Raw genomic sequence first — 20,553 nt, forward strand, 5'->3', positions numbered from 1 at the left:
CTAAGCCGCGTGTAGACTCGGGGAAATCTTGTCCGAGGGCCGTACCGTGAAGCCGCTGCGTCGTCTCCTGCTTGCCGTCGTCATTGTCGTTGCCGTCGCCTATGCCGGCGTCATTGGCTACATGTATGTCAATCAGCGGGCGCTGCAGTATGACGCGCAGGGCCCGATCACGCCGCTCTCCGCGACCACGCTGAGCGGCGCCGAAGCCATCGCCATTCCGGTCGGCGATGGCGTGGTCAATGGCTGGTATCAGGCGCCGCGCGCCGGCCTGCCGCTAATCGTTTACTACAAGGGAAATTCCGGCAGCTTCAGCGAAGAGCATGAGCGCTTCGCGCAGTTCGTCGCCGATGGCTATGGCTTCGTGGCCTTCGACTATCGCGGCTTTCCAGCCTCGCCCGGCCAGATCAGCCAGCAGGGCATTCTGGACGACGCTGTAGCAGTCTATGACTGGGCGGCCGCTACGGGCGCTCCGGTGGTCATCTGGGGCCGTTCACTGGGCTCGGGGCCATCCACCTATGTCGCCAGCGTCCGTGACGCTCACGCGCTGCTGTTGGAGACGCCATTCCTGTCGGCGGTGACGGTGGCCGGCGAGCGCTATCCCTTCCTGCCGGTGGGCCTGGTCATGCAGGACCAGTTCCCGGTGAACCAGTGGATCGTCGACGTGGCCGAGCCGGTGCTGGTGGCGCATGGCACGGGCGACCGGACCATCGATGTCAGCAATGGCGAGCGGGTCTATGCACTGGCGCCCAACAAGGATGAGCTGTGGATCGAGCCCGGCGCCGATCATAGCGATCTGTGGGACCGGGGCATCTGGAGTCACGCCGAACCGTTCTTTGTGCGGGCGATGGCGGAGTAGGGCGCTGCCCTGCTCTCCCCGGCGCGTGTGATCTCCAGGCAAACAAAAACGCCGTCCCGAAGGACGGCGTTTTCAAAATTGATGGCGAACCGATTAGGTGCGCGGCAGCACAGATGCGCTCGGGCGAGCGGGCTGGCCGGGACGCGCTGTCGGCGTCGGGGCGGGCAGGCCGCCTTCGCGCTGCAGACGCTTACGAGCCAGCTTGCGAGCGCGACGAATCGCCTCGGCCTTCTGGCGAGCCTTCTTCTCCGAGGGCTTCTCGTAGTAGTTGCGCAGCTTCATCTCACGGAAGACGCCTTCGCGCTGCAACTTCTTCTTAAGCGCGCGCAGCGCCTGATCAACGTTATTATCGCGAACGACTACTTGCAAAGGTCAACCGCCCTTTCGAAGCTGGACATGTGGGTTTGGATAAGAGCGCCGAAGTCATATAACCCCGTCGCCGACCAGCCGAGCTAGTCACCGTGGGGCGCTCTATAGCCCAGCTATCTGGGCTTGTCCACCGTGACTCTGTGAAAAACGCGAATTGGTGCCGCATAGGCTTGCTCCGGCGGGGCTACGGCGGAACACTCAAACCCGGTGATTTCCTCGCCCGGAGACGAAGATGATGCCTGAACTGGTGCTGCTGCCCGGATTGCTCTGCGATGAGCGGCTGTGGCGCGAGGTGATTCCCGGGCTCGACGCGTCCTGCATGGTCGCCGATCTGACGCTTGATGATTCCATCGCGGCGATGGCAACCCGCGTGCTGGCCGGGGCACCGGCCCGATTCGCGCTGGCAGGGCTCTCCATGGGCGGCTATGTGGCCTTGGAGGTCATGCGGCAGGCGCCGGAGCGGGTGACGCATCTGGCGCTGCTCGATACCTCGGCGCGGGCCGATGACGAGGCGCGCAAGGCGACGCGGCGCAAGGGCATCGAGATGGTGGGGCAGGGTCGGTTCATCGGCGTGTCGCGGGGCCTCCTGGCTAGCCTGGTGGCGCCGCAGCATCTGGGTACCGCAGTGGCGCGCGAAGTGCAGGCCATGTCCGAGCGGGTCGGGCAGGCGGCCTATCTGCGCCAGCAGGTAGCGATCATGAACCGGATCGATTCTCGGCCCGCCCTGGGCGCCATCACGGTGCCGACGCTGGTCGGGGTGGGCGAAAGCGACAAGATGACCCCGCCGGAGCTGGCAGAAGAGATTGCGGCCGGCATTGCCGGGGCGGAACTGGTGCGCTTCGCCGATAGCGCCCATCTGCCGACGATGGAGAATCCGCAGGCGGTCGCGGCGGCGATGCGGGTCTGGCTGGGGCGCTAGCGCCGGACGATTCGGTTCACATGGCCCATCTTGCGGCCGGGACGGGTCTCGGTCTTGCCGTAGAGATGCGGCTGGGTGTTGCCATCGAGGCCAGTGGGGACGATGGATACCTCGTCGCCGACCAGATTTTCCATCACCACATCGGCCATGCGCGCGGGATCGCCGAGCGGCCAGCCGAGGACGGCGCGGATATGCTGCTCGAACTGGTCGGTCAGGCACACCGCCTCGGTCCAGTGCCCGGAATTATGCACGCGCGGGGCGATTTCATTGACCATCAGTGTGGGGCGTTCGCCGGGGATGACGAAAAACTCCACCCCGAGCACGCCGACATAGTCGAGCGCCACGACGATCACCTTGGCCAGCATGGCCGCGTGTTTCTCGACGCCGGGCGGAATATCGGCCGGTACGGTGCTGGTGAACAGGATGTGGTCGCGATGTACGTTTTCCGCCGCGTCGAAGGCGCGCACTTCGCCGCGGACATTGCGCGCTACGACGACAGAAATTTCCTTGTCGAAGGGCACGAAGGCTTCGAGCACCAGCGGCTTGGGGCTGAGCGCGGCGAAGGCGTCGGCGGCCTCGCTGCGGTCGCGCAGTACGCGCTGGCCCTTGCCGTCATAGCCCAGCCGTGTGGTTTTGAGCACGGCGGGCAGGCCCAGATCGTCAATGGCGGCTTCGAGGTCGGCCAGGGTCTCCACGGCCCGGTGCGGCGCCACAGGGATGTTCTTGGTGGCGAGGAAGGTCTTTTCGACCAGCCGGTCCTGCGACACTGCCAGCGCGTTGGCGCCGGGGCGCAGCGGCTTGCGGGCGGCGAGAAATTCGGCGGTGGCCGCCGGGACATTCTCGAATTCATAGGTGATGACGTCGACCGCATCGGCAAAGGCCGCCAGTGCCACTTCGTCGTCATAGGCGGCGACGGTCTTGTGCGGGGTGACCTCGAAAGCCGGGCTATTGGGGTCGGGGCAATAGATATGGGTGCGCATGCCGAGCCGGCTGGCGGCCAGCGACAGCATGCGGCCGAGCTGGCCGCCGCCGAGAATGCCGATCATGCTGCCGGGGGGCAGCGCGGAGAGGTCGTGAGTCAAAACTTACTCGGTATCTGCAGGAAACAAGGGGACGGAGGCGGTCTGGGCGGCGCGGTAGGCGTCGAGCCGGTCGGCCAGATCCTCATCGGACAGCGCCAGCACGGCGACGGCCAGCAGCGCCGCATTGATGGCGCCGGGCTCGCCAATGGCCAGCGTGCCCACCGGAATGCCGCCGGGCATCTGCACGATGGAGAGCAGGCTATCCTGCCCGCTCAGCGCCTTGGATTTGACGGGCACGCCAAACACCGGCAGCGGCGTCATCGCCGCAATCATGCCGGGCAGATGGGCCGCGCCGCCGGCGCCGGCAATAATGATCTTGAAGCCTTCGCTACGTGCATTGCTGGCGAAGTCGACCATGCGGTCGGGGGTGCGGTGGGCGGAGATGATGCGTGCCTCATATTCCACCTCCAGCGCTTCGAGCGTTTCGGCAGCAAGGCGCATGGTGGGCCAGTCGGACTGGCTGCCCATGACAATGGCGACAGGTGGCTTGATCAGCATAGAGCCCTCATCCTCAAGCTCCGCAAAGCGCGCACTTAGCCCAGATTTGGCCACAAAACAAGGCGGCTATCGGCTCAGGCGATGATGTCGGGCAGCAGAATATTCTCAAGTTGGACGATGCGGTCCTTGAGCGCCAGCTTGCGCTTCTTGAGCCGCTGAATCAGCATCCGGTCGGCGACATGGGACTCGGTCAGCGTGTCGATGGCAGCGTTGAGATCGCTGTGTTCCTGCCGCTTAGTGGCTAATTCCAGACCCAGGCTGGCTTCCTGTTCCTTGGTGAGCGAAAGCATTGATTCCGCGCGCTCCTGACGCCTCAGCCGTTACCTCTGGTTAACTGATCACGGGAACTTTTGCACCCGTTTTCAAACGGGCTTCGAAAGGGCGTCGACAAAGCATGAATTATTTGTGACGATCCCCTCGTCCACATAGGCTTGCAAGGAGTTGTCATGACGACTGAAGGGCATATCGCGGCGCTCGAACGGCGCCATCAGGAGTTGGACCGCAAGATCCAGACCGAGATGCAGAATTCTCGGGTCGACGATCTTACGGTCGCAGCGCTCAAGCGCAAGAAACTCGAAGTGAAGGACCAACTCTACAAGTTTGCGGCGACGACCCAGTAAAAAGCAGGTTTTCCAGTATTGGATTGAAGGGTCACAGCCTGTGCTGCGGCCCTTTTTTGTTGGCCAGCTGGGTGGGGGCTAGAGCCCCCAGAACACCCCTCTGGCGCCGTCCCAGATCAGCTTGAGGGCCAGCAGGAACACCAGCCAATAGGCGATGTGGTAGAACCAGGACAGGGAGATGCGCCGCACCAGCCAGACGCCGATCAGCACGCCGAGAATGCCGACCGGAATCAGCGCGGCGGACAGGGTCAGATTGTGGATATTGAGCTGGCCCAGGAAGAAATACGGGATCAGCTTGGCTGAATTGACCATGGCGAAGAAAAACGCCGAGGTGCCGGCATAGATGGCCGGGGGCAGGCGCTGCGGCAGCACGAAGATCTGGAAGGGCGGGCCGCCGGTATGGCTGATGAAGCTGGTGAAGCCGGCAAAGCCGCCCCAGAAATTACCCCAGATTCGTGATGGTGGCAGGCCTTCGAGCTTCTTGCGCAGCGGCAGGATGGCGTCGAGGATGAACAGCAGCGTCACCACGCCGACAAACAGCAGCACCCCGGCATCGGACACCACCGACCACAGCGCCCAGCCCAGCAGTGTGCCGATGGCGGCGCCCGGCAGCATGATGCGCAGGATGTGCCAGTTCACTTCCTTGCGATAGGTCCAGACGGCGATCACATCCATGGCCAGCAGCACCGGCAGCATCATCCCGGCGGCATCGCGTGCCGGCATGACGAGGCTGAGCAGCGGCACGCCGACCATGCCCAGGCTGCCCAGTAACCCGGCCTTGGACAGCCCGACAATGAGCGCTGCGCTGACTGCGACCGCGACGAAATAGGGATCGAAGATGGGCATGAGCGGTCCAGTCGGTGGAGTGCAATGTCATTGCCGCGCCGGCAGTTGCCAGACAAAGAAAAACTCCCGCTGGCGCGGGAGTTTTGTCGTATCGGGATGGATCAGTCGTCGGTGTTGGGCTGCAGCGACTTGAGCTTGGAGAACACCGAGTCGGCGTCGAAATCGTCCTGCGCCTGTTCGGGGCGATGGTCGTTGCTGGCGAATTCGCCATCGGCGTCTTCGCTATGGCCGCGGCTACCCGAACGGGCCAGCGCTTCCTCGGCCGTCATCAGCATGGTGCCTTCTTCGACCTCATCGGGGCCGACGCTGCCCTTGCTGGCGCGCTTGACCTCAAGGTCGAGGTCGATCTGGCTGCACAGGCCCAGCGTCACCGGGTCCATTGCGGTCAGATTGGCCGCGTTCCAGTGGGTCGATTCACGCACCGAATCGATGGTCGACTTGGTGGTGCCGACCAGACGCATGATCTGGGCGTCCTTGAGCTCCGGATGATTGCGCACCAGCCACTTGATGGCGTTGGGACGCTCATTGCGGCGCGAAATGGGGGTGTAGCGCGGACCCTTGCGCTTGCTGGCCGCCACATGAACCTTGGGCTCGCTCAGCTTGAGACGATAATTGACGTCGTTCTCGGCCTTCTCGATTTCCTCGCGGGTCAGCTGCCCGTTCTGGATCGGGTTGACGCCCATGATACCGCCAGCAACATCGCCATCGGCAATGCCCTGAACTTCGAGCGGGTGCAGCGTGCAGAAGGCAGCGATCTGCTCGAACGACAGCGCCGTGTTGTCAACGAGCCAGACAGCAGTTGCCTTCGGCATCAACAAGGGCTGGGTCATGATGAATCTCTCCTGCAGGCGCGGCCGGTGTTCCTCCGGGCCGCTCCGCCTCTTTGCTTCATGCTGAGGGGGAATATTGACCCAATATATGGAATTAACCGCCGCTCTGCAATGGAAATGTCGGCTTTTGCCTATGGCATGCCGCGCTATTTTACGGCGCCAAACCGGGTGACCAGCACGATTTTTCCAATATGGCTGCGGGCTTCCATGAGCCGATGCGCGGCATGAGCCTCGGCCAGCGGGAAGGTCGCGATGGCGGGGCGGGCAAAGTCCGGCGCCGCCAGCGCTGGCAGCAGGTCGGCGCGGATGCGGGCGGCGATGGCGGCTTTGGTGCCCGGGCTCTGCGGGCGCAGCGTCGAGCCGGACAGCGTCAGTTGCTTGGCCATGATGGTGCGCAGCGACAGCTTGGCGCTGGCCCCGTCGAGGGTCGAAACTTGGATGATATGACCGCCCCGGGCCGCGGCGGCGATATTCTGTTCGGCCATGGCGCCGCCGATAATGTCGACGATGCGGTCGACGCCCTTGCCGTCGGTCAGCGCCAGCGCCCGGGCGGCAATATCTTCCTTGGTATAGTCGATGGTCGCGACGGCGCCGAGGCGGCGTGCGTAGTCAGCCTTGGCCGGGGAGGACACCACGGCAATGGCGCGCGCGCCGAGAATGGTGGCGATCTGGACAGTCGCGCCGCCAATGCCGCCGGCTGCGCCATGCACCAGCACGCTCATGCCCGGCTCCAGCCCGGCCCGCATCACCAGCGTCTGGGTGACGGTGAACCAGGTTTCTGGCAGGGCGGCGGCGTCGGTCAGCGTCCAGCCCTTGGGGACGGGCAGGGCCTGAGCCGCCGGCACCGCCACATATTCGGCATAGCCACCGCCATTGACCAGCGCCATCACCCTATCGCCCAGCTGCCAGCCGGCGACAGCGCTGCCCAGCGCGGCGATTTCGCCAGCCACTTCGAGGCCGGGCAATGGCGACGCGTCGGGCGGCGGATCGTAATGGCCGCGCCGTTGCGCCAGATCGGGGCCGTTGACCCCGGCGGCGGCGACTCGAATCAGGATTTCGTCAGCCCCACAGGCCGGTACGGGCCAGGTCTGCTGTTCGAGCCCTTCGGGACCACCGGCGCGGGCGATGGCGATGACATTCATTTCAGCGGGTAAACTCATGCCGCCATGCTCGCCGATGTGGATTTGCGCGGCAAGCCTTTGCCGCTAAGCTCGGCTTGAAAATCTGCCACAGGAGGCTGACCATGTTCGACGAAGAAATCAAAAAGCCTCAAGGCCATGAGGTGGGCATGGTCATCGATACCATGTCGGTGGAGGAACTGACCGAGCGGATCGGCCTGCTAGAAGCCGAGATTGCTCGGCTCAAGGCGGCCATCGAGGTGCGCGGGGCCACCCGCAAGGCCGCCGAATCGGCGTTCAAGTTCTAAGCGTGAAGTGCTCCCACGCTGGTGCGCGCCATTGTCGTCAACACAGTGCCAAGCGGCACGGTTAAGAAATCGACTCCTGTTAACGCTCAATTAATCTCTGCGCGGTAACCTAAATTTATTCAGAGTTTTCTGGATTTGGCAGAGCGATTTCTCCCTCTGTTTGACGCCTCCCTGTTAACTTCGAGAGCGGTTCCTACCGCTCTTTTTTCTTTTCAGGCGTCGGTTTGCCATCACATGGCCCTGTTCTTAAAGCTCTTTTCAGCTTGATCGGTCCAAACGGATGACGCTTGGCCCGATTGCGCCTAGCATGGCGACCTCAGAGGGAGCAGTTCGTGACCGATTTGAACGAGACTGGGTCGGCGATTGCCATCGGACCGCGCATTGTGGCGTCCGGCGGGTTCGACGTGCTCTATCGTGAGGGCATGGGGCTGATCGAGGCCGTGGCCTCCTATCTCGATGGCGAGGGCCGCGCCGATAGCCGTATCCTCAGCCGCGAAGCCTCATTCCTCTACGCCACGGAATCGATGCGTCTGACCACGCGCCTGATGCAGCTCGCCTCGTGGCTACTGCTGCAACGCGCCGTCAATGAAGGCGAAATCAGCAAGGAAAACGCCCGTTCCGAAAAGGAAAAGGTCAAGTTTTCCGCTACCCCATCGGAACGCGGCGGCCCCGGCTATGACCAGCTTCCCGAAATCCTGCGCACCTATATCGACAAGGGCGACCGCCTGTTCGACCGGGTGATGCAGTTCGATACGCTGGAGCGGGGCAAAATGCCCGATCTCGATCCCGGCATCGCCAATGGCATTGCCGACCAGTTGGCCCGCCTCAAGGCCGCCTTCGGCCGGGCTTAGGCCGTTCACCAGACATCCCTGACACACGATGCCGCCAGCGGAGCGATCTAAGGGCTGCCGGTCCAGACAACAAAAAAACCGGCACAAGGCCGGGTTTTTCGAATCTGATCAGAGGCTGGCTTAGATGCCTAGGCCCTTGAAGCGCTCCTTGAAGCGCGAAACACGGCCGCCGCGGTCCATCAGCTGGCCCGTACCGCCGGTCCAGGCCGGGTGGGTCTTGGGGTCGATGTCGAGCTGCAGCGTGTCGCCCGGCTTGCCATAGGTCGAGCGGGTCTCGTACTTGGTGCCGTCGGTCATCACCACGGTGATCGCGTGGTAGTCCGGATGGATATCTGCCTTCATCGGTGTCGCCTCAAATCAAACGGGCGCCGTAGCGCCCGGAGAGCATCTAAAATTGGGTGTTGCCGGCTTCATACAGAAACCCTGCCGCCTTCGCAAGGCCTTGTCCGCGAAACCACCGGGCGCGTCAATTTTGCACCGGACAAAGCGGTTGCCGCACTTCCGGGCAGTGCCTATATCCAAGCCTCAGCGCGGCCCGGAACCCATCGGACCCAGAAAAGCAGTGGCGTAACCGATGACAGACCAGGCGGTCCCGGCTCAGGCTGATCCTGAATCCATCATAACCACACCGGTGGTCAATGCCCGCAAGCTGCGGCCCTTGCGCAAGCTGGTGCCGTTCATGCTGCGCTATCCGGTGCGGCTGGCGCTGACCATTTTGTTCCTGCTGGTGTCGGCACTGTCCTCGCTGTCCATCCCCTATGTGATGGGCGGGGCGATCGACGAAGGCTTCCTGACGCAGAATCTGGCCAATGTGAGCCGCTATGGCTGGATGATCGTCGGTATCGCCGCTGTGATGGGCATCGCCAGCGGCGCACGCTTCTATTTCATCTCCAGCTTGGGCGAAAAGGTGCTGGCCGACCTGCGCGAAGCGGTCTTCACCCATCTGCTGGGCCTCGATACGCATTATTTCGACACCAACCGGGTCGGTGAACTCACCAGCCGGCTCAATGGCGACGTCAATGTCATCCGCTCGGCAGTGGGGTCGAGCTTTTCGCTGGCGCTGCGCTCGCTGGTGACCATCATCGGCGCGCTGGTGATGATGATGCTGACCAGTCCGGTACTGACCATTGCGGTGGCGGTGCTGGTGCCGTGCATTCTGTTTCCGCTGATCGCCTATTCGCGCCGCCTGCGTGGCATGTCGCGCAAGACCCAGGATGCGCTGGCCGACCTGTCGGCTATGTCCACAGAAATGCTGGGCGCAACGCGCACGCTCAAATCCTTCACCCAGGAAGCTGTGCAGTCGGCGATTTATGCCGGCCACAGCCGCGACAGCTATATGGCCGAACTGCGCCGGCTGCTGGCGCGCTCGGTGCTGGTCGGCATGGCGATTTTCCTGGGTACCGCCGCGATCGTGGTGCTGATCTGGTGGGGCGCTCGCGCCGTATTCGACGGCACGGTGACGGCGGGCGAGCTGACCCAGTTCATGATTTATGCGCTGATGGCGTCCGGCGCGCTGACCAATATCAGCGACGTGCTGGGCACCTTGCAGCAGGTGTCGGGCGCCACCGAGCGGCTGACCGAAATCCTCGATACCGAACCGACCATCAAGGATCCGGCCCAGCCCATAGCGCTGCCACAGCCGCCGCTGGGCACCGTGGCCTTCCAGCAGGTGGATTTTTCCTATGACGGCTCCGAGCCGGTGCTGCGCGGGCTCGATTTTACCGTCGCGCATGGCGAGACGGTGGCGCTGGTGGGGGCCTCGGGCTCGGGCAAGTCGACCACTTTGTCGCTGCTGCAACGCTTTTATGATGTGACCGACGGCGCCATTCTTGTGGATGGCATCGACATTCGGAAATTGCGGCTGACCGAGCTGCGGCAGCGTTTTGCCTATGTCGAGCAGGAGCCGACGATTTTCGCCGGCACCATCGCCGACAATATCCGCTTCGGTAAGCCCGAGGCGAGTGACGCCGAAGTCGAGGCCGCGTCTCGCGCCGCTCTGGTGCATGATTTCGTGGTCGACCTGCCGTTGGGCTATGCCTCGCTGGTCGGTGAGCGTGGGGTGATGCTGTCGGGCGGGCAGAAGCAGCGCCTCGCCATCGCGCGGGCCATTCTCAAGAACGCCCCGATTCTGTTGCTGGACGAAGCGACCAGTGCCCTCGACGCCAAGAGCGAGCAGTTGGTGCAGACGGCGCTGGAGCATCTGATGCAGGGGCGGACCACGCTGGTCATCGCCCACCGGCTGGCGACGATCCGCGATGCCGACAAGATTTTGGTGCTGGATGGCGGCCACATTATCGACCATGGTACCCATGACCAACTGGTCGCCAAGGGCGGGCGCTATGCCGAATTGGCGCGGCTGCAATTCCGGCTGGACGACGTCAGCTAGGCGGTGCCGCGTGAATTCACCTTTCGTCGCATAACCACAGGTCTAATCGAATTGACCAAAACCAAAGTCTAATCTCCGGGCAAATTATCCCCTCGAGGTCGGACCATGACGAAGTCGCTAAACGCCATTGCCCAAAAACTGATGGAGCCCGGCAAGGGCATCCTGGCCGCCGATGAATCGGAAGGCACTATCGCCAAGCGCTTTGCCAAGATCAATCTGCCCAATTCCCTCGATCTGCGCCGCGATTACCGCGAAATGCTGTTCCGCTCGACCGGCGCGATGACCAATTATATCTCCGGTGTCATTCTCACCGAGGAAACGCTGGAACAGTCCGCCGCTGATGGCACGGCGTTCCGCTCCATCCTGGCCGATGCCGACGTTATCCCCGGTATCAAGGTCGATCGCGGCGCCTTCCCCATGCCGGGCGAGAATGGCGAGAAAATCACCGAGGGCCTCGATGGCCTGCGCCAGCGACTGGCGCGTTACGCCGATCTGGGTGCCCGCTTCGCCAAGTGGCGCGCCGTGATCACCATCAATGACGTCGCCCCCACCCGCAACAATATCCGCGCCAATGCCCATGCGCTGGCCCGCTATGCCATCCTGTGCCAGGAGGCCGGCATCGTTCCCGTGGTCGAGCCCGAAGTGGTTGGCGATGGCGATCCGGGCAATCACTCGCTGGAGCGCTGCGCGGCGGTGACCGGCGACGTGCTGGAAAATACCTTCAAGGAACTGCGTCTGGCCGGTGTCGATCTGGGCGGCATGCTGCTCAAGCCGAACATGGTGCTGCCCGGCATCAACTCGCGCGACCGGCCCAGCGTCGAGGAAGTGGCTCGCCGCACCGTGGCGGTGCTGCGCGCCCATGTGCCGGCCGCCGTGCCGGGCATTGCCTTCCTGTCGGGTGGGCAGACCGATGAAGAGGCGACGGCGCATCTGTCGGCGATGAACCAGATTGGCGGCAAGCCCTGGCCGTTGACCTTCTCCTATGGCCGCGCGCTGCAGAATGTGGCGCTGCGCACCTGGGCTGGCCGTCGCGAGAATTTCCCGCAGGCCCAGGTGGCCTTCACCCATCGCGCCCACATGAATTCGCTGGCAGCGCTCGGCACCTGGAGCGGCGAGCAGGATCAGGCCGCCTAAAAACCCAAACGCCCCGACGTCTCCCAACGTCATGCGGATGCGCGCTCTCCCCGGAGGGCGCGCATTTTCTTTGCGCCTGTCGGGACCATCGCCTATTGGAGAACGTCCTCTTTGTCGCCAAAATGGGCGGTCAAGAGGCCCTTCCGTATTGAGTACTGTCATGGCGCCCCAGCTTTATCTGATCACCCCTGCCAATCCCGACCTGCCCAGCCTGATGGCCGTGCTGAGTGCTGCCGAATTTTCGGCGCTGCTGGTGGCGCGCGGGACGCAAGATGCTGCGGCCTATGCGAAATCTGCCGAAGCCATCGTCAATATCGGCCAGGGCGCGGGCTGCGCCGTGCTGCTGGAGGACGATGCGGCGCTGGCGCGACGGCTCGGCGCCGACGGGGTTCACGTCACCGGCGGCCCGGCTGCAATCAAGGCGGCCATTGCCGCCATCAAGCCAGCAATGATCGTTGGTGCTGGAAATCTGGCGTCGCGCCATGACGCCATGACGGCGGGTGAAATGGACATTGATTACGTGTTTTTCGGCCCGGGTGACGATGCCGCCGAGCTGGCGCAGTGGTGGGCGGAAACCTTTGAAATCCCTGCGGTATTGAGCCTGCCTGCGGCGGCGCCCGAGGCCGCCGACGCGCATGGCGCCGAGTTTGTGGCGCTGTCGGATAGCCTGTGGGCCGCCCCGGCACCGGCCGAAATGGCGCAAGCACTCGCTGCCAGCATGCTGGGGGAAAGCTGATGCTTCGCTTGCTGTTTGCTGCCCTTTTCGCGCTGACTCCGCTCGCCGCCGCAGCGCAGGAAGAAAATCCGCCGAATCCGGCCAATCCGGCCGACGCCATCTCCGACGAAATTTTCGGGCCACGGGTGCCGGTCGACGAAGCTTTCGGCGCGTTCCAGCGCGGCTATTTTCTGACGGCGCTGGGCTATGCCCTGCCGCGCGCCGAACAGGGCGATGCAGCGGCCCAGACCTTGATCGCCGAACTCTATTCCAAGGGGCTGGGCGTTGGGCAGAATGATCAGCGCGCGGCCGGCTGGTATCAGCTCGCCGCCAATAATGGCGATCGGCTGGCGGTCTTTGCGCTGGCGCTGGCCTATCAGGACGGCATTGGCGTGCCCAAGAACCGCGCCCGGGCTGCCGACCTGTTCAGCCAGGCGGCGGAGGCGGGTTATGTGCCGGCCAAATACAATATGGCGCTGCTGCATGTCGAAGGCGTCTATGCCTCCCCGAGCCTCGTGACGGCCGCGACGCTGATGAAGGAAGCCGCCGACGCCGAGCTGCCCGAGGCACAATATGATTATGGCTCGATGCTGACCGAAGGGGCCGGCGTCGCCCCCAACCCGACCGAGGCGGCCCGCTATATCGGGCTGGCGGCGGAGCAGAATCTGCCGGCGGCACAGATCGATTACGCTACTCTGCTCTATCTGGGGCAGGGCATCGACAAGGACGTGGCCAAAGCGGCGATGTGGTATAGCCGCGCCGCGGAAGGCGGTAATGCCGTGGCGCAGAACCGCTATGCCAAATTGCTGGCGGTGGGCGAGGGCGTGGCGCTGAATCTGGAAGACGCCGCGATGTGGCGCGCCTTGGCGCGGCGGCAGGGGCTCAGCGATCCCTCGCTCGACCGGCTGCTGGTGTCGATCCCCGAGGGGGAGCTAGCCAGCGCCGAGGAACGCGCCCGCTTTTGGCCGTCGACGCCGCCCAGCATCGAAACCGTGCTGGAAATTCCGACCACCGGCGCGTCCGACGACGATGCTACGCTGCCGACCCCGGTCGATGCCGGCGAGGAGCCTTCCAGCGCTGCGCCGCAAGACCCTTGAAACCAAGGGGTTTCTGAGGCAGAAAGTCGCCACACGATTTTGCGCGGCTAGGGTCTTCAGTTTCGAACCTTATGGTGAGCTTGTCGAGCCACGCGGTTGGGCGGCATTGCGCCCTACCGCGTCCTTCGACGGCCGCAGCCGCGACCAACGCAAGCGAGCATCTATGGCCAAGATCAACGGCAACGAAATCCGCCCCGGCAATGTCGTCAACCACCAGGATCGCCTGTGGGTGGCGGTCAAGGTCGACCACGTCAAGCCGGGCAAGGGCGGCGCCTATGCCCAGGTCGAACTCAAGGCCATTCTGGGCGGCACCAAGCTCAATGAGCGCTTCCGTTCGGCTGAGACGGTGGAAACCGTCGAACTCGAATTCCGCGATTTCACCTATCTCTATGAGCAGGGCGATAATCTCGTGTTCATGGATCAGCAAAGCTATGAACAGGTCGAACTGGCCAAGGATTTCGTCGGCGAGCGCGCCGCGTTCCTGCAGGACGGCATGAAGATCACCCTCGAAATGCACGAGGATACGCCGCTGGGCATCCGCTTCCCGGCCAACGTCATTGTCGAAGTCATGGAGGTCGATCCGGTGCAGAAGGGTCAGAGCGTGTCGAGCCAGTTCAAGCCGGCGATCCTGGCCAATGGGCTGCGGGTCATGGTGCCGCCCTTCATTGCCGTGGGCGAACGCATCGTGGTCGACACCACCGAAGCCACCTATATGCGCCGGGCGGACTAAGACATGGCACGCTCAGCAATCCTCAACGTCATGGTCAATGCCGCCATCAAGGCCGGCCGTTCGCTGACCAAGGACTTCAACGAAGTCGAAAACCTGCAGGTCTCGCGCAAGGGGCCGGCCGATTTCGTCTCCAAGGCCGATTTGCGCGCCGAACAGATCGTCTATGACGAACTGCTCAAGGCGCGCCCGACCTATGCCTTCCTGATGGAAGAGGGCGGCGAAGTGGCCGGCACCGATGGCCAGCACCGCTGGATCATCGACCCGCTCGATGGCACCACCAATTTCCTGCACTCGATCCCGCTGTTTGCGGTCGCCATTGCGCTGGAACGCGCCAATGAGATCGTCGCCGCGGTGATCTACAACCCGGTGCTCGACGAACTCTACACCGCCGAAAAGGGCGGCGGCACCTGGCTCAATGACCGCAAGCGCCTGCGCATTGCCGGCCGCAAGTCGCTGGCCGATGCGGTGGTCTGCACCGGCATCAAGACCCAGGGCACCGCCAATGATGCCCTGCAGCTGCGCCAGCTGGCCCATATCAATCCGGCCGTCGCCGGCATCCGCCGCTCCGGTTCGATCTCGATGGATCTGGCCTGGCTGGCCGGCGGCCGCTACGACGCCGTCTGGGAAGCCGGGCTGTCGCCGTGGGACGTGGCGCCCGGCCTGCTGATGGTCAAGGAAGCCGGCGGCTTCGTCACCGACTTCGCCGGCAGCTCCGGTTCGGTGTGGAATGGCCAAGTCGTGGCCGGCAATGAAACGCTGCAGGCGGCGTTGCTGAAGCAGCTCAAGGGCATTCAGTAAGGCGCTGGTTCTCAACCACCGCAATTACCCCACCCACCGTGTCACCCCGGCCTTGAGCCGGGGCCCATCCTCCGATGGGTGGGCGCGGTGGCATCTCAGGATGGGTCCCGGCTCAAGGCCGGGATGACATCGAGTTTGGGGTGAAATCGAGGTTCGGGGAATGCTGGTGATCACTCACTGCTCCGGTGGCATCGTGCCAGTGATGTCCCACCATAGATCGCGCCAATCGGGGTTCTGCGCTTCGATCAGTTGATCTTTCCACGGTCGGAGCCATTTTTTCAGGCGCTTTTCGTGCAGGATGGCGGCTTCGATGTCGCCATGGGTGGCGAACCACACCAGGTGTTTGCAGCCATGCTCCTTGGTGAAGCCGTCGACCATGCCGTCGCGATGCTCATGCACGCGCCGGATCAGATCATTGGTGACGCCGACATAGATCGTGCCATGCCGTCGGTTCGCGACGATGTAGACGAAATAGTCCCTGCCCATGGGGTAGCGAAGCATTTGTTTTGCGTTGTGTCATCCTCCACCCACCGTGTCACCCCGGCCTTGAGCCGGGGCCCATCCTCCGATGGGTGGGTGCGGTGGGATCTCAGGATGGGTCCCGGCTCAAGGCCGGGATGACATCGAGTTTGGAGTGGCTGCCGTGGCGCACCCAGCCTCCATCCGTTAACCTTTGTCATTGTCACGCCCAACCGTGCTGACTACTCTGCCCACGCAGTGATTTGCGCGTGTGGGGCAAGGTACAGACTGATGACGCAAGGCTACGATCCCTACCACCTCGCCAGTCCGACGGTTTACCTGGTCAAGATCGTCATCTTCCTGGTGCTGGTCGCGCTGGTGGCGGCGATCCTGTTCACCACTATCGTCACGTTTTTCTGGGCCAATCCGTTCATCAACTCGATGATCTTCTTCGCCCTGTTTGTCGGTATTTTCCTCAGCTTCCGCCAGGTCATCCGGCTGTTTCCCGAGGTGAAATGGGTCAATTCCCTGCAGGACGGCACCTCCACCAATGTGCGGCCGCCGATCCTGCTGGCGCCAGTGGCAGGCATTCTGCGCGAGCGGATTGGCGAAGCCGTCATTACCCCTTCTTCGATGCGGTCGATTCTGGACAGCGTCGGTAATCGGCTCGATGAAGCCAAGGATACCTCGCGGTACCTCACCGGGCTGCTGGTGTTTCTGGGCCTGATGGGCACGTTTTACGGTCTGCTGGAAACCGTCACCAGCGTGGCCGGGGTGATCAATGCGCTCGATGTCAGCAATGGCGACAGCGCGTCGCAATTTGCCAGCCTGCGTGAAGGGCTGAGCGCGCCGCTGGCCGGCATGGGCACGGCGTTTTCGTCCTCGCTGTTCGGTCTGGCCGGATCGCTGGTGCTGGGCTTTCTCGATTTGCAGACCAGCCAGGCGCAGAACGCGTTTTATACCGATCTCGAGGACTGGATGACCTCGATGACCGAGCTGGATCATCCGGTCAGCGCCATGCAGGCCAATGCGGGCGGGCCGGAAATGCAGGCGATGTTCGACAAGCTCGGCGACAGCATGCAGAACCAGAATTCGAGCCAGAACGCCATTCGCGCCATGGCCGAGCTGGCGCGTGGCATTGACGGGCTGGTCAAGCATATCCGCGTCGAACAGGACGATCTGCGCGCCCATATCACCGAGCAGGGCGAGACCAACCGCAAGCTGCGCGAGCTGATCGACGCGGTGCTGTCGCAGGCCGATACCGAGCGGCGGAACTGATCCATGGCCGGAGCCCGTAGCCGCAGGCGGCAGGAGGCCAATTACTGGCCGGGGTTCGTCGACGCGCTGTCGAGCCTGCTGCTGGTCATCATTTTCATGCTGTCGCTGTTCATGCTGACCCAGTTTTTCCTGGGCCAGGAATTGCAGGGCCGCGACACGGCTTTGTCACGGCTCAACAGCCAGATTGCCGAGCTGACCGACCTGCTGCAGCTGGAACGAGCCAATTCGGACGATCTGACCACGCAGATTGCCACGCTGACCGCCACTTTGGGCAGCGCGCAGGCGGATAATGTGAGCCTCTCCAGCCAATTGGCCGGGATTGGCGCGGGCATTGGCGACAAGGATGCGGCGATTGCCGGGTTGCAGGATGATCTACTGAGCGCGCAGGAGCTTTCCGACGAGGCCAATGCGCAGGTGGCGCTGCTCAACCAGCAGCTGGCGGCTCTGCGCACCCAGATCGGGGCGCTGGAGGCGGCGCTGGAAGCCTCGGAAAGCCGCGATACCGAATCGCGGACCCAGATTGCCGATCTGGGCAAACGGCTCAATCTGGCGCTGGCGCAGCGAGTGCAGGATCTGTCCCGTTATCGCTCCGATTTCTTCGGACGGTTGCGGCAGATACTGGAAGGCCGCGCCGATGTGCGGGTGGTCGGGGACCGCTTCGTGTTCCAGTCCGAAGTGCTGTTTGCGGCCGGGCAGGCCGATATCTCGCTCGAGGGCACGCCCGATCTCGATGCACTGGCCGACGCGATCCTGCAGCTGGAGCAGGAAATTCCGCCCGATATCAACTGGGTGCTGCGCATTGACGGGCACACCGATATTCGGCCGATTTCCAATGCGCGCTTCCCGTCGAACTGGGAATTGTCGGCGGCGCGGGCGATTTCGGTGGCGCGCTATCTGGTGAGCAAGGGCGTGTCGCCCAACCGGTTGGTGGCGGCGGGGTTCGGCGAGTTCACCCCGCTCGATCCGGCGGAGAATGAGGATGCCTATCGGCGGAACCGGCGCATCGAGTTCAAGCTGACGGAGGGGTAGGGGCTGGCTTGGCATTGCCCCGCGCTCGGTGTCACCCCGGCCTTGAGCCGGGGCCCATCTTGAGGTGGTGGGCGTGCGAAAATCTCAGGATGGGTCCCGGCTCAAGGCCGGGATGACATCGTGTTTTGGACTACTTCTTCAGCGCATCGACCCCTGGCAGGGGCTTGCCTTCCATCCATTCCAGGAACGCGCCGCCGGCGGTGGAGACGTAGGTGAAGGCGTCCTTGACGCCGGCATGGGCGAGCGCCGCGACGGTGTCGCCGCCACCGGCGACCGAGACCAGCTTGCCGTCATGGGTGCGCTTGGCGACGTGCTTGGCGATGGCGACGGTGCCGGCATCGAAGGGGTTCATTTCAAAGGCGCCCATCGGGCCGTTCCACACCACGGTGTTGGCGTCGTCGATGGCGGCGATGATGCGCTCGATGGAAGACGGGCCGATGTCGAGTATCATGCCGTCATTGTCGATGGCGTCGACACCATAGAGGCGGGTCGGGGTGTCGGCCTTGAAATGCCAGGCGACCACTGCGTCGATCGGCAGGATGATGGCGCAGCCGCTATCGACGGCCTTGTCCATGATGCGCAAGGCGGTTTCCGCCAGATCCTTTTCAGCCAGCGACTTGCCGACGCCATGGCCCTGGGCATGGAGGAACGTATTGGCCATGCCGCCGCCGATCACCAGCGCATCGACCTTGGCGACAAGGTTTTCCAGCAGGTCGATTTTGGAGGAGACCTTGGCGCCGCCGACCACGGCGATCACCGGCTTTTTCGGCTGGCCGAGGCCGGCTTGCAGCGCTTCCAGCTCGGCCTGCATGGCGAGGCCCGCGGCGGCAGGCAGCAGATGCGCCAGCGCGGCGGTGGAGGCATGGGCGCGGTGGGCGGCGGAAAAGGCGTCGTTGACATAGACGTCGCCAAGGCTGGCCATGCGCTTGGCCAGTTCGAGATCGTTGGCTTCCTCGCCGGGGTGGAAGCGGGTGTTTTCCATGATCAGCACCGAGCCGGCGGGGGCCGAGTCGATGGCGGCCTGCGCGGCGGTCATGTCGGTCCAGTCGGTGGCGACAAAGCCGACCGGATGGCCGGTTGCATTGGCCACGGCGGCGCAGACCTGCTCCAGCGAAAATTCGGGATCGACCTTGCCCTTGGGGCGGCCGAAATGGCTCAGCAGGATGGCCTTGCCGTCGTGCTTGACGATTTCGCGGATGGTGGGCACCAGCCGCTCGATGCGGGTGGCGTCGGTGACCTTGCCGTCGGCGACCGGGACGTTGAGGTCGGCCCGCAGCAATACGCGCTTGTTGTTGAGGTCGAGTTCGTCGAGGGTCTTGAAGGTCGCGGACATGGCGGGCTCCCGGGGGCTAGATCGTCGCTGGTGGCGTAGCAGAGCCGAGAGAGGCGGGGAAGGGGGGCTCAGTCAGCGCGGGTGAACAATCCGGGGTAGTTGAGGACAAGCCCATCGGCGTCGATCTCCAGCAGGGCCTCGAAATCGGCGGACTGGAAGCGGAAATGGGTGGCATCGCGCTGGGTGTAAAGCTGCTCGCTGCGGCGCAGGCTCATATCGTCGGCATTGATCCACACCATGGCGAAGCGCTGCGGCACGTCGGTGGTCCATTGGCAGCGCCAGATGGGCAGCGAATTGGTCAGCGGCGTGGGCCAGATATCGAGGTCGATGCAGCCGCGCAGCGCCGCCAGCGGCTCGGCGCGGTCGTCGGACCAATTGCCGGCACCGTCGGAAAACAGCTCCAGCACCGTGCCATCCGTGCGCTCCAGCCGCGCAGTGCGGATATGCCCGGCCTCGTCGAGCTTGAGGCGATAGGCGAGGCCATAATCGGGGGTGATGAGGGTCGAGCGGATGCGGGTATCGCGGGCGGTGGCGATGATGTGGCAATGCTCAAGGCTGGCAGGCGCAAGGCCGCGCCAGCGGACGGAACGGTCAAGGCTCATCGGCGGCACCGTGGGGTTTTGGCGCCAGATTAGAAGCGGATGCGGCGCGCTGGCAACCGCTCAGGCGGGGCGGACCGGCTGGCGCAGGATGGTCTTGAGCTTGGCTGGGGCGGTCTTGCGCGGGTCGTTGAGATAGATTTCGTGGTGGTGGCCATTGGGCACGAGCTGGCGACCGGGGATTTCCACCTGGTGCAGATGTTCGAGGGCGGGGCCTTCCTCGTCATAGCTGCCCAGATGCAGGATTTGCAGGGCGCGGCCTTCGGCATAGGGTTCGAGGCGCAGGTTGGCGGGGGCGTCGCCCAGCTTTTCGGCGGCTTTTTCGAGCGCGGCGTCATACATGGCGCGGGTGAGGAAATCGGGGGCCATGATCATCATGGTCCAGTGCCAATTGGCCTTGTTGCGGGTGATGAAGTCATTGGGATCGTCTGCCCACCACAACCCCTCCAGCGGCGGGACGAAATAGTCCTGGCCGAGGTCCTTGGAGGCGAACTTCATGGCGTAGCTGACGCTGTAGAGCCATTCGACGGCACTGCGGTAGCTGGGCGCGGTGTTGGGGTCGCCCTGGCCGTCGACCATGACGAAATTCATGGTGGGGACATCGACGAAAACGAAGTCGCGGGGGCCGGGCTGATAGAGCTGTTTCAGCTCGGCGCGGAAGTCGATCTTGTCGTCCATGGGGGGCTCCGAACTCACCC

At 63.7% G+C, this 20,553-nt stretch carries 25 protein-coding genes; 13 read left to right on the forward strand and 12 right to left on the reverse strand.

The genetic code is table 11. The annotated features are described in order from the left end of the window. Positions 1 to 28: 28 nt before the first annotated feature. Positions 29 to 856, forward strand: coding sequence for an alpha/beta hydrolase (locus ACX3OW_RS09955; RefSeq protein ID WP_459095618.1), 828 nt, complete (start codon positions 29 to 31; stop codon positions 854 to 856). Between the two features lie 93 nt (positions 857 to 949). On the opposite strand, the gene rpsU is transcribed toward ACX3OW_RS09955, so the two are convergent. Then, on the reverse strand, positions 950 to 1,225 hold the full coding sequence (gene rpsU / locus ACX3OW_RS09960) for a 30S ribosomal protein S21 (protein ID WP_459095619.1): 276 nt from the start codon (positions 1,223 to 1,225) through the stop codon (positions 950 to 952). Positions 1,226 to 1,457: 232 nt separating this feature from the next. Between rpsU and ACX3OW_RS09965 the strand changes: the two genes are divergently transcribed. Continuing rightward, on the forward strand, positions 1,458 to 2,144 hold the full coding sequence (locus tag ACX3OW_RS09965) for an alpha/beta fold hydrolase (protein WP_459095620.1): 687 nt from the start codon (positions 1,458 to 1,460) through the stop codon (positions 2,142 to 2,144). Here ACX3OW_RS09965 and ACX3OW_RS09970 read toward each other — a convergent pair. The 3 genes from ACX3OW_RS09970 to ACX3OW_RS09980 all read right to left on the reverse strand — a co-directional run bounded on the left by ACX3OW_RS09970 (position 2,141) and on the right by ACX3OW_RS09980 (position 4,014). Beyond that, complete coding sequence (locus ACX3OW_RS09970; RefSeq protein WP_459095621.1) at positions 2,141 to 3,226, reverse strand: 5-(carboxyamino)imidazole ribonucleotide synthase; 1,086 nt, start codon at positions 3,224 to 3,226, stop codon at positions 2,141 to 2,143. The genes ACX3OW_RS09965 and ACX3OW_RS09970 overlap by 4 nt on opposite strands. A 3-nt stretch (positions 3,227 to 3,229) precedes the next feature. Further along, a complete protein-coding gene (purE, locus tag ACX3OW_RS09975) occupies positions 3,230 to 3,724 on the reverse strand; it encodes a 5-(carboxyamino)imidazole ribonucleotide mutase (RefSeq protein ID WP_459095622.1) in 495 nt (164 codons plus the stop codon). 74 nt (positions 3,725 to 3,798) lie between these two features. After that, the gene (locus tag ACX3OW_RS09980) at positions 3,799 to 4,014 is read right to left on the reverse strand and encodes a YdcH family protein (protein WP_295886717.1); all 216 of its coding nucleotides are present in this window, start codon (positions 4,012 to 4,014) and stop codon (positions 3,799 to 3,801) included. A 156-nt stretch (positions 4,015 to 4,170) separates the two neighbouring features. Here ACX3OW_RS09980 and ACX3OW_RS09985 point away from each other — a divergent pair, with 156 nt between their 5' ends. Then, complete coding sequence (locus ACX3OW_RS09985; RefSeq protein ID WP_459095623.1) at positions 4,171 to 4,344, forward strand: YdcH family protein; 174 nt, start codon at positions 4,171 to 4,173, stop codon at positions 4,342 to 4,344. A 78-nt stretch (positions 4,345 to 4,422) separates the two neighbouring features. Here ACX3OW_RS09985 and ACX3OW_RS09990 read toward each other — a convergent pair whose 3' ends face one another. From ACX3OW_RS09990 to ACX3OW_RS10000, 3 genes are all read right to left on the reverse strand, one after another. Next, positions 4,423 to 5,190 (reverse strand): sulfite exporter TauE/SafE family protein, encoded by a 768-nt coding sequence (locus tag ACX3OW_RS09990; RefSeq protein WP_459095624.1) that lies wholly within the window; start codon positions 5,188 to 5,190, stop codon positions 4,423 to 4,425. A gap of 101 nt (positions 5,191 to 5,291) precedes the next feature. Then, positions 5,292 to 6,020: a DUF1013 domain-containing protein gene (locus ACX3OW_RS09995; RefSeq protein ID WP_459095625.1), complete on the reverse strand. Its 729-nt coding sequence runs from the start codon at positions 6,018 to 6,020 to the stop codon at positions 5,292 to 5,294. 146 nt (positions 6,021 to 6,166) lie between these two features. Continuing rightward, positions 6,167 to 7,180 carry an NAD(P)H-quinone oxidoreductase gene (locus ACX3OW_RS10000; protein WP_459095626.1) on the reverse strand — a complete coding sequence of 338 codons (1,014 nt, stop codon included), beginning with the start codon at positions 7,178 to 7,180 and terminating at the stop codon, positions 6,167 to 6,169. Positions 7,181 to 7,263: 83 nt separating this feature from the next. Between ACX3OW_RS10000 and ACX3OW_RS10005 the strand changes: the two genes are divergently transcribed. Both ACX3OW_RS10005 and rcdA read left to right on the forward strand, forming a co-directional pair. After that, entirely contained in the window at positions 7,264 to 7,446 is a 183-nt protein-coding gene (locus ACX3OW_RS10005; RefSeq protein WP_459095627.1) for a DUF1192 domain-containing protein, read from the forward strand. Between the two features lie 332 nt (positions 7,447 to 7,778). Next, positions 7,779 to 8,297 (forward strand): protease adaptor protein RcdA, encoded by a 519-nt coding sequence (gene rcdA, locus ACX3OW_RS10010; protein WP_459095628.1) that lies wholly within the window; start codon positions 7,779 to 7,781, stop codon positions 8,295 to 8,297. Between the two features lie 120 nt (positions 8,298 to 8,417). Here the strand turns inward: rcdA and rpmE are convergent, their stop codons facing one another. Then, positions 8,418 to 8,639, reverse strand: a complete 222-nt coding sequence (gene rpmE, locus ACX3OW_RS10015) for a 50S ribosomal protein L31 (protein ID WP_459095629.1) — start codon at positions 8,637 to 8,639, stop codon at positions 8,418 to 8,420. Positions 8,640 to 8,871: 232 nt separating this feature from the next. On the opposite strand from rpmE, the gene ACX3OW_RS10020 reads away from it, so the two are divergent. The 6 genes from ACX3OW_RS10020 (at position 8,872) to ACX3OW_RS10045 (ending at position 15,157) form a co-directional block, all read left to right on the forward strand. Beyond that, positions 8,872 to 10,683, forward strand: coding sequence for an ABC transporter transmembrane domain-containing protein (locus tag ACX3OW_RS10020; protein ID WP_459095630.1), 1,812 nt, complete (start codon positions 8,872 to 8,874; stop codon positions 10,681 to 10,683). 105 nt (positions 10,684 to 10,788) lie between these two features. Further along, on the forward strand, positions 10,789 to 11,817 hold the full coding sequence (locus ACX3OW_RS10025) for a class I fructose-bisphosphate aldolase (RefSeq protein WP_459095631.1): 1,029 nt from the start codon (positions 10,789 to 10,791) through the stop codon (positions 11,815 to 11,817). A 160-nt stretch (positions 11,818 to 11,977) separates the two neighbouring features. Beyond that, on the forward strand, positions 11,978 to 12,553 hold the full coding sequence (locus ACX3OW_RS10030; RefSeq protein WP_459095632.1) for a thiamine phosphate synthase: 576 nt from the start codon (positions 11,978 to 11,980) through the stop codon (positions 12,551 to 12,553). Then, entirely contained in the window at positions 12,553 to 13,629 is a 1,077-nt protein-coding gene (locus tag ACX3OW_RS10035; RefSeq protein WP_459095633.1) for a tetratricopeptide repeat protein, read from the forward strand. The genes ACX3OW_RS10030 and ACX3OW_RS10035 overlap by 1 nt, the downstream gene beginning before the upstream one ends. A gap of 163 nt (positions 13,630 to 13,792) precedes the next feature. Then, positions 13,793 to 14,359, forward strand: a complete 567-nt coding sequence (gene efp / locus ACX3OW_RS10040) for an elongation factor P (protein ID WP_459095634.1) — start codon at positions 13,793 to 13,795, stop codon at positions 14,357 to 14,359. Between the two features lie 3 nt (positions 14,360 to 14,362). Then, complete coding sequence (locus tag ACX3OW_RS10045) at positions 14,363 to 15,157, forward strand: inositol monophosphatase family protein (protein WP_459095635.1); 795 nt, start codon at positions 14,363 to 14,365, stop codon at positions 15,155 to 15,157. Positions 15,158 to 15,331: 174 nt separating this feature from the next. On the opposite strand, the gene ACX3OW_RS10050 is transcribed toward ACX3OW_RS10045, so the two are convergent. Beyond that, positions 15,332 to 15,658, reverse strand: a complete 327-nt coding sequence (locus ACX3OW_RS10050) for a GIY-YIG nuclease family protein (protein WP_459095636.1) — start codon at positions 15,656 to 15,658, stop codon at positions 15,332 to 15,334. Positions 15,659 to 15,907: 249 nt separating this feature from the next. On the opposite strand from ACX3OW_RS10050, the gene ACX3OW_RS10055 reads away from it, so the two are divergent. Both ACX3OW_RS10055 and ACX3OW_RS10060 read left to right on the forward strand, forming a co-directional pair. Then, positions 15,908 to 16,894, forward strand: a complete 987-nt coding sequence (locus ACX3OW_RS10055) for a flagellar motor protein MotA (RefSeq protein WP_459095637.1) — start codon at positions 15,908 to 15,910, stop codon at positions 16,892 to 16,894. Between the two features lie 3 nt (positions 16,895 to 16,897). Beyond that, positions 16,898 to 17,923, forward strand: coding sequence for a peptidoglycan -binding protein (locus ACX3OW_RS10060; RefSeq protein WP_459095638.1), 1,026 nt, complete (start codon positions 16,898 to 16,900; stop codon positions 17,921 to 17,923). Between the two features lie 130 nt (positions 17,924 to 18,053). Here ACX3OW_RS10060 and ACX3OW_RS10065 read toward each other — a convergent pair whose 3' ends face one another. The 3 genes from ACX3OW_RS10065 to ACX3OW_RS10075 form a co-directional block, all read right to left on the reverse strand. Beyond that, positions 18,054 to 19,256 (reverse strand): phosphoglycerate kinase, encoded by a 1,203-nt coding sequence (locus ACX3OW_RS10065; protein WP_459095639.1) that lies wholly within the window; start codon positions 19,254 to 19,256, stop codon positions 18,054 to 18,056. A gap of 68 nt (positions 19,257 to 19,324) precedes the next feature. Further along, entirely contained in the window at positions 19,325 to 19,858 is a 534-nt protein-coding gene (locus tag ACX3OW_RS10070) for a putative glycolipid-binding domain-containing protein (RefSeq protein ID WP_459095640.1), read from the reverse strand. A 60-nt stretch (positions 19,859 to 19,918) separates the two neighbouring features. Beyond that, positions 19,919 to 20,533, reverse strand: a complete 615-nt coding sequence (locus ACX3OW_RS10075; protein WP_459095641.1) for a GyrI-like domain-containing protein — start codon at positions 20,531 to 20,533, stop codon at positions 19,919 to 19,921. Positions 20,534 to 20,553 lie beyond the last annotated feature (20 nt).

Source organism: Devosia sp. A449, assembly GCF_054489375.1.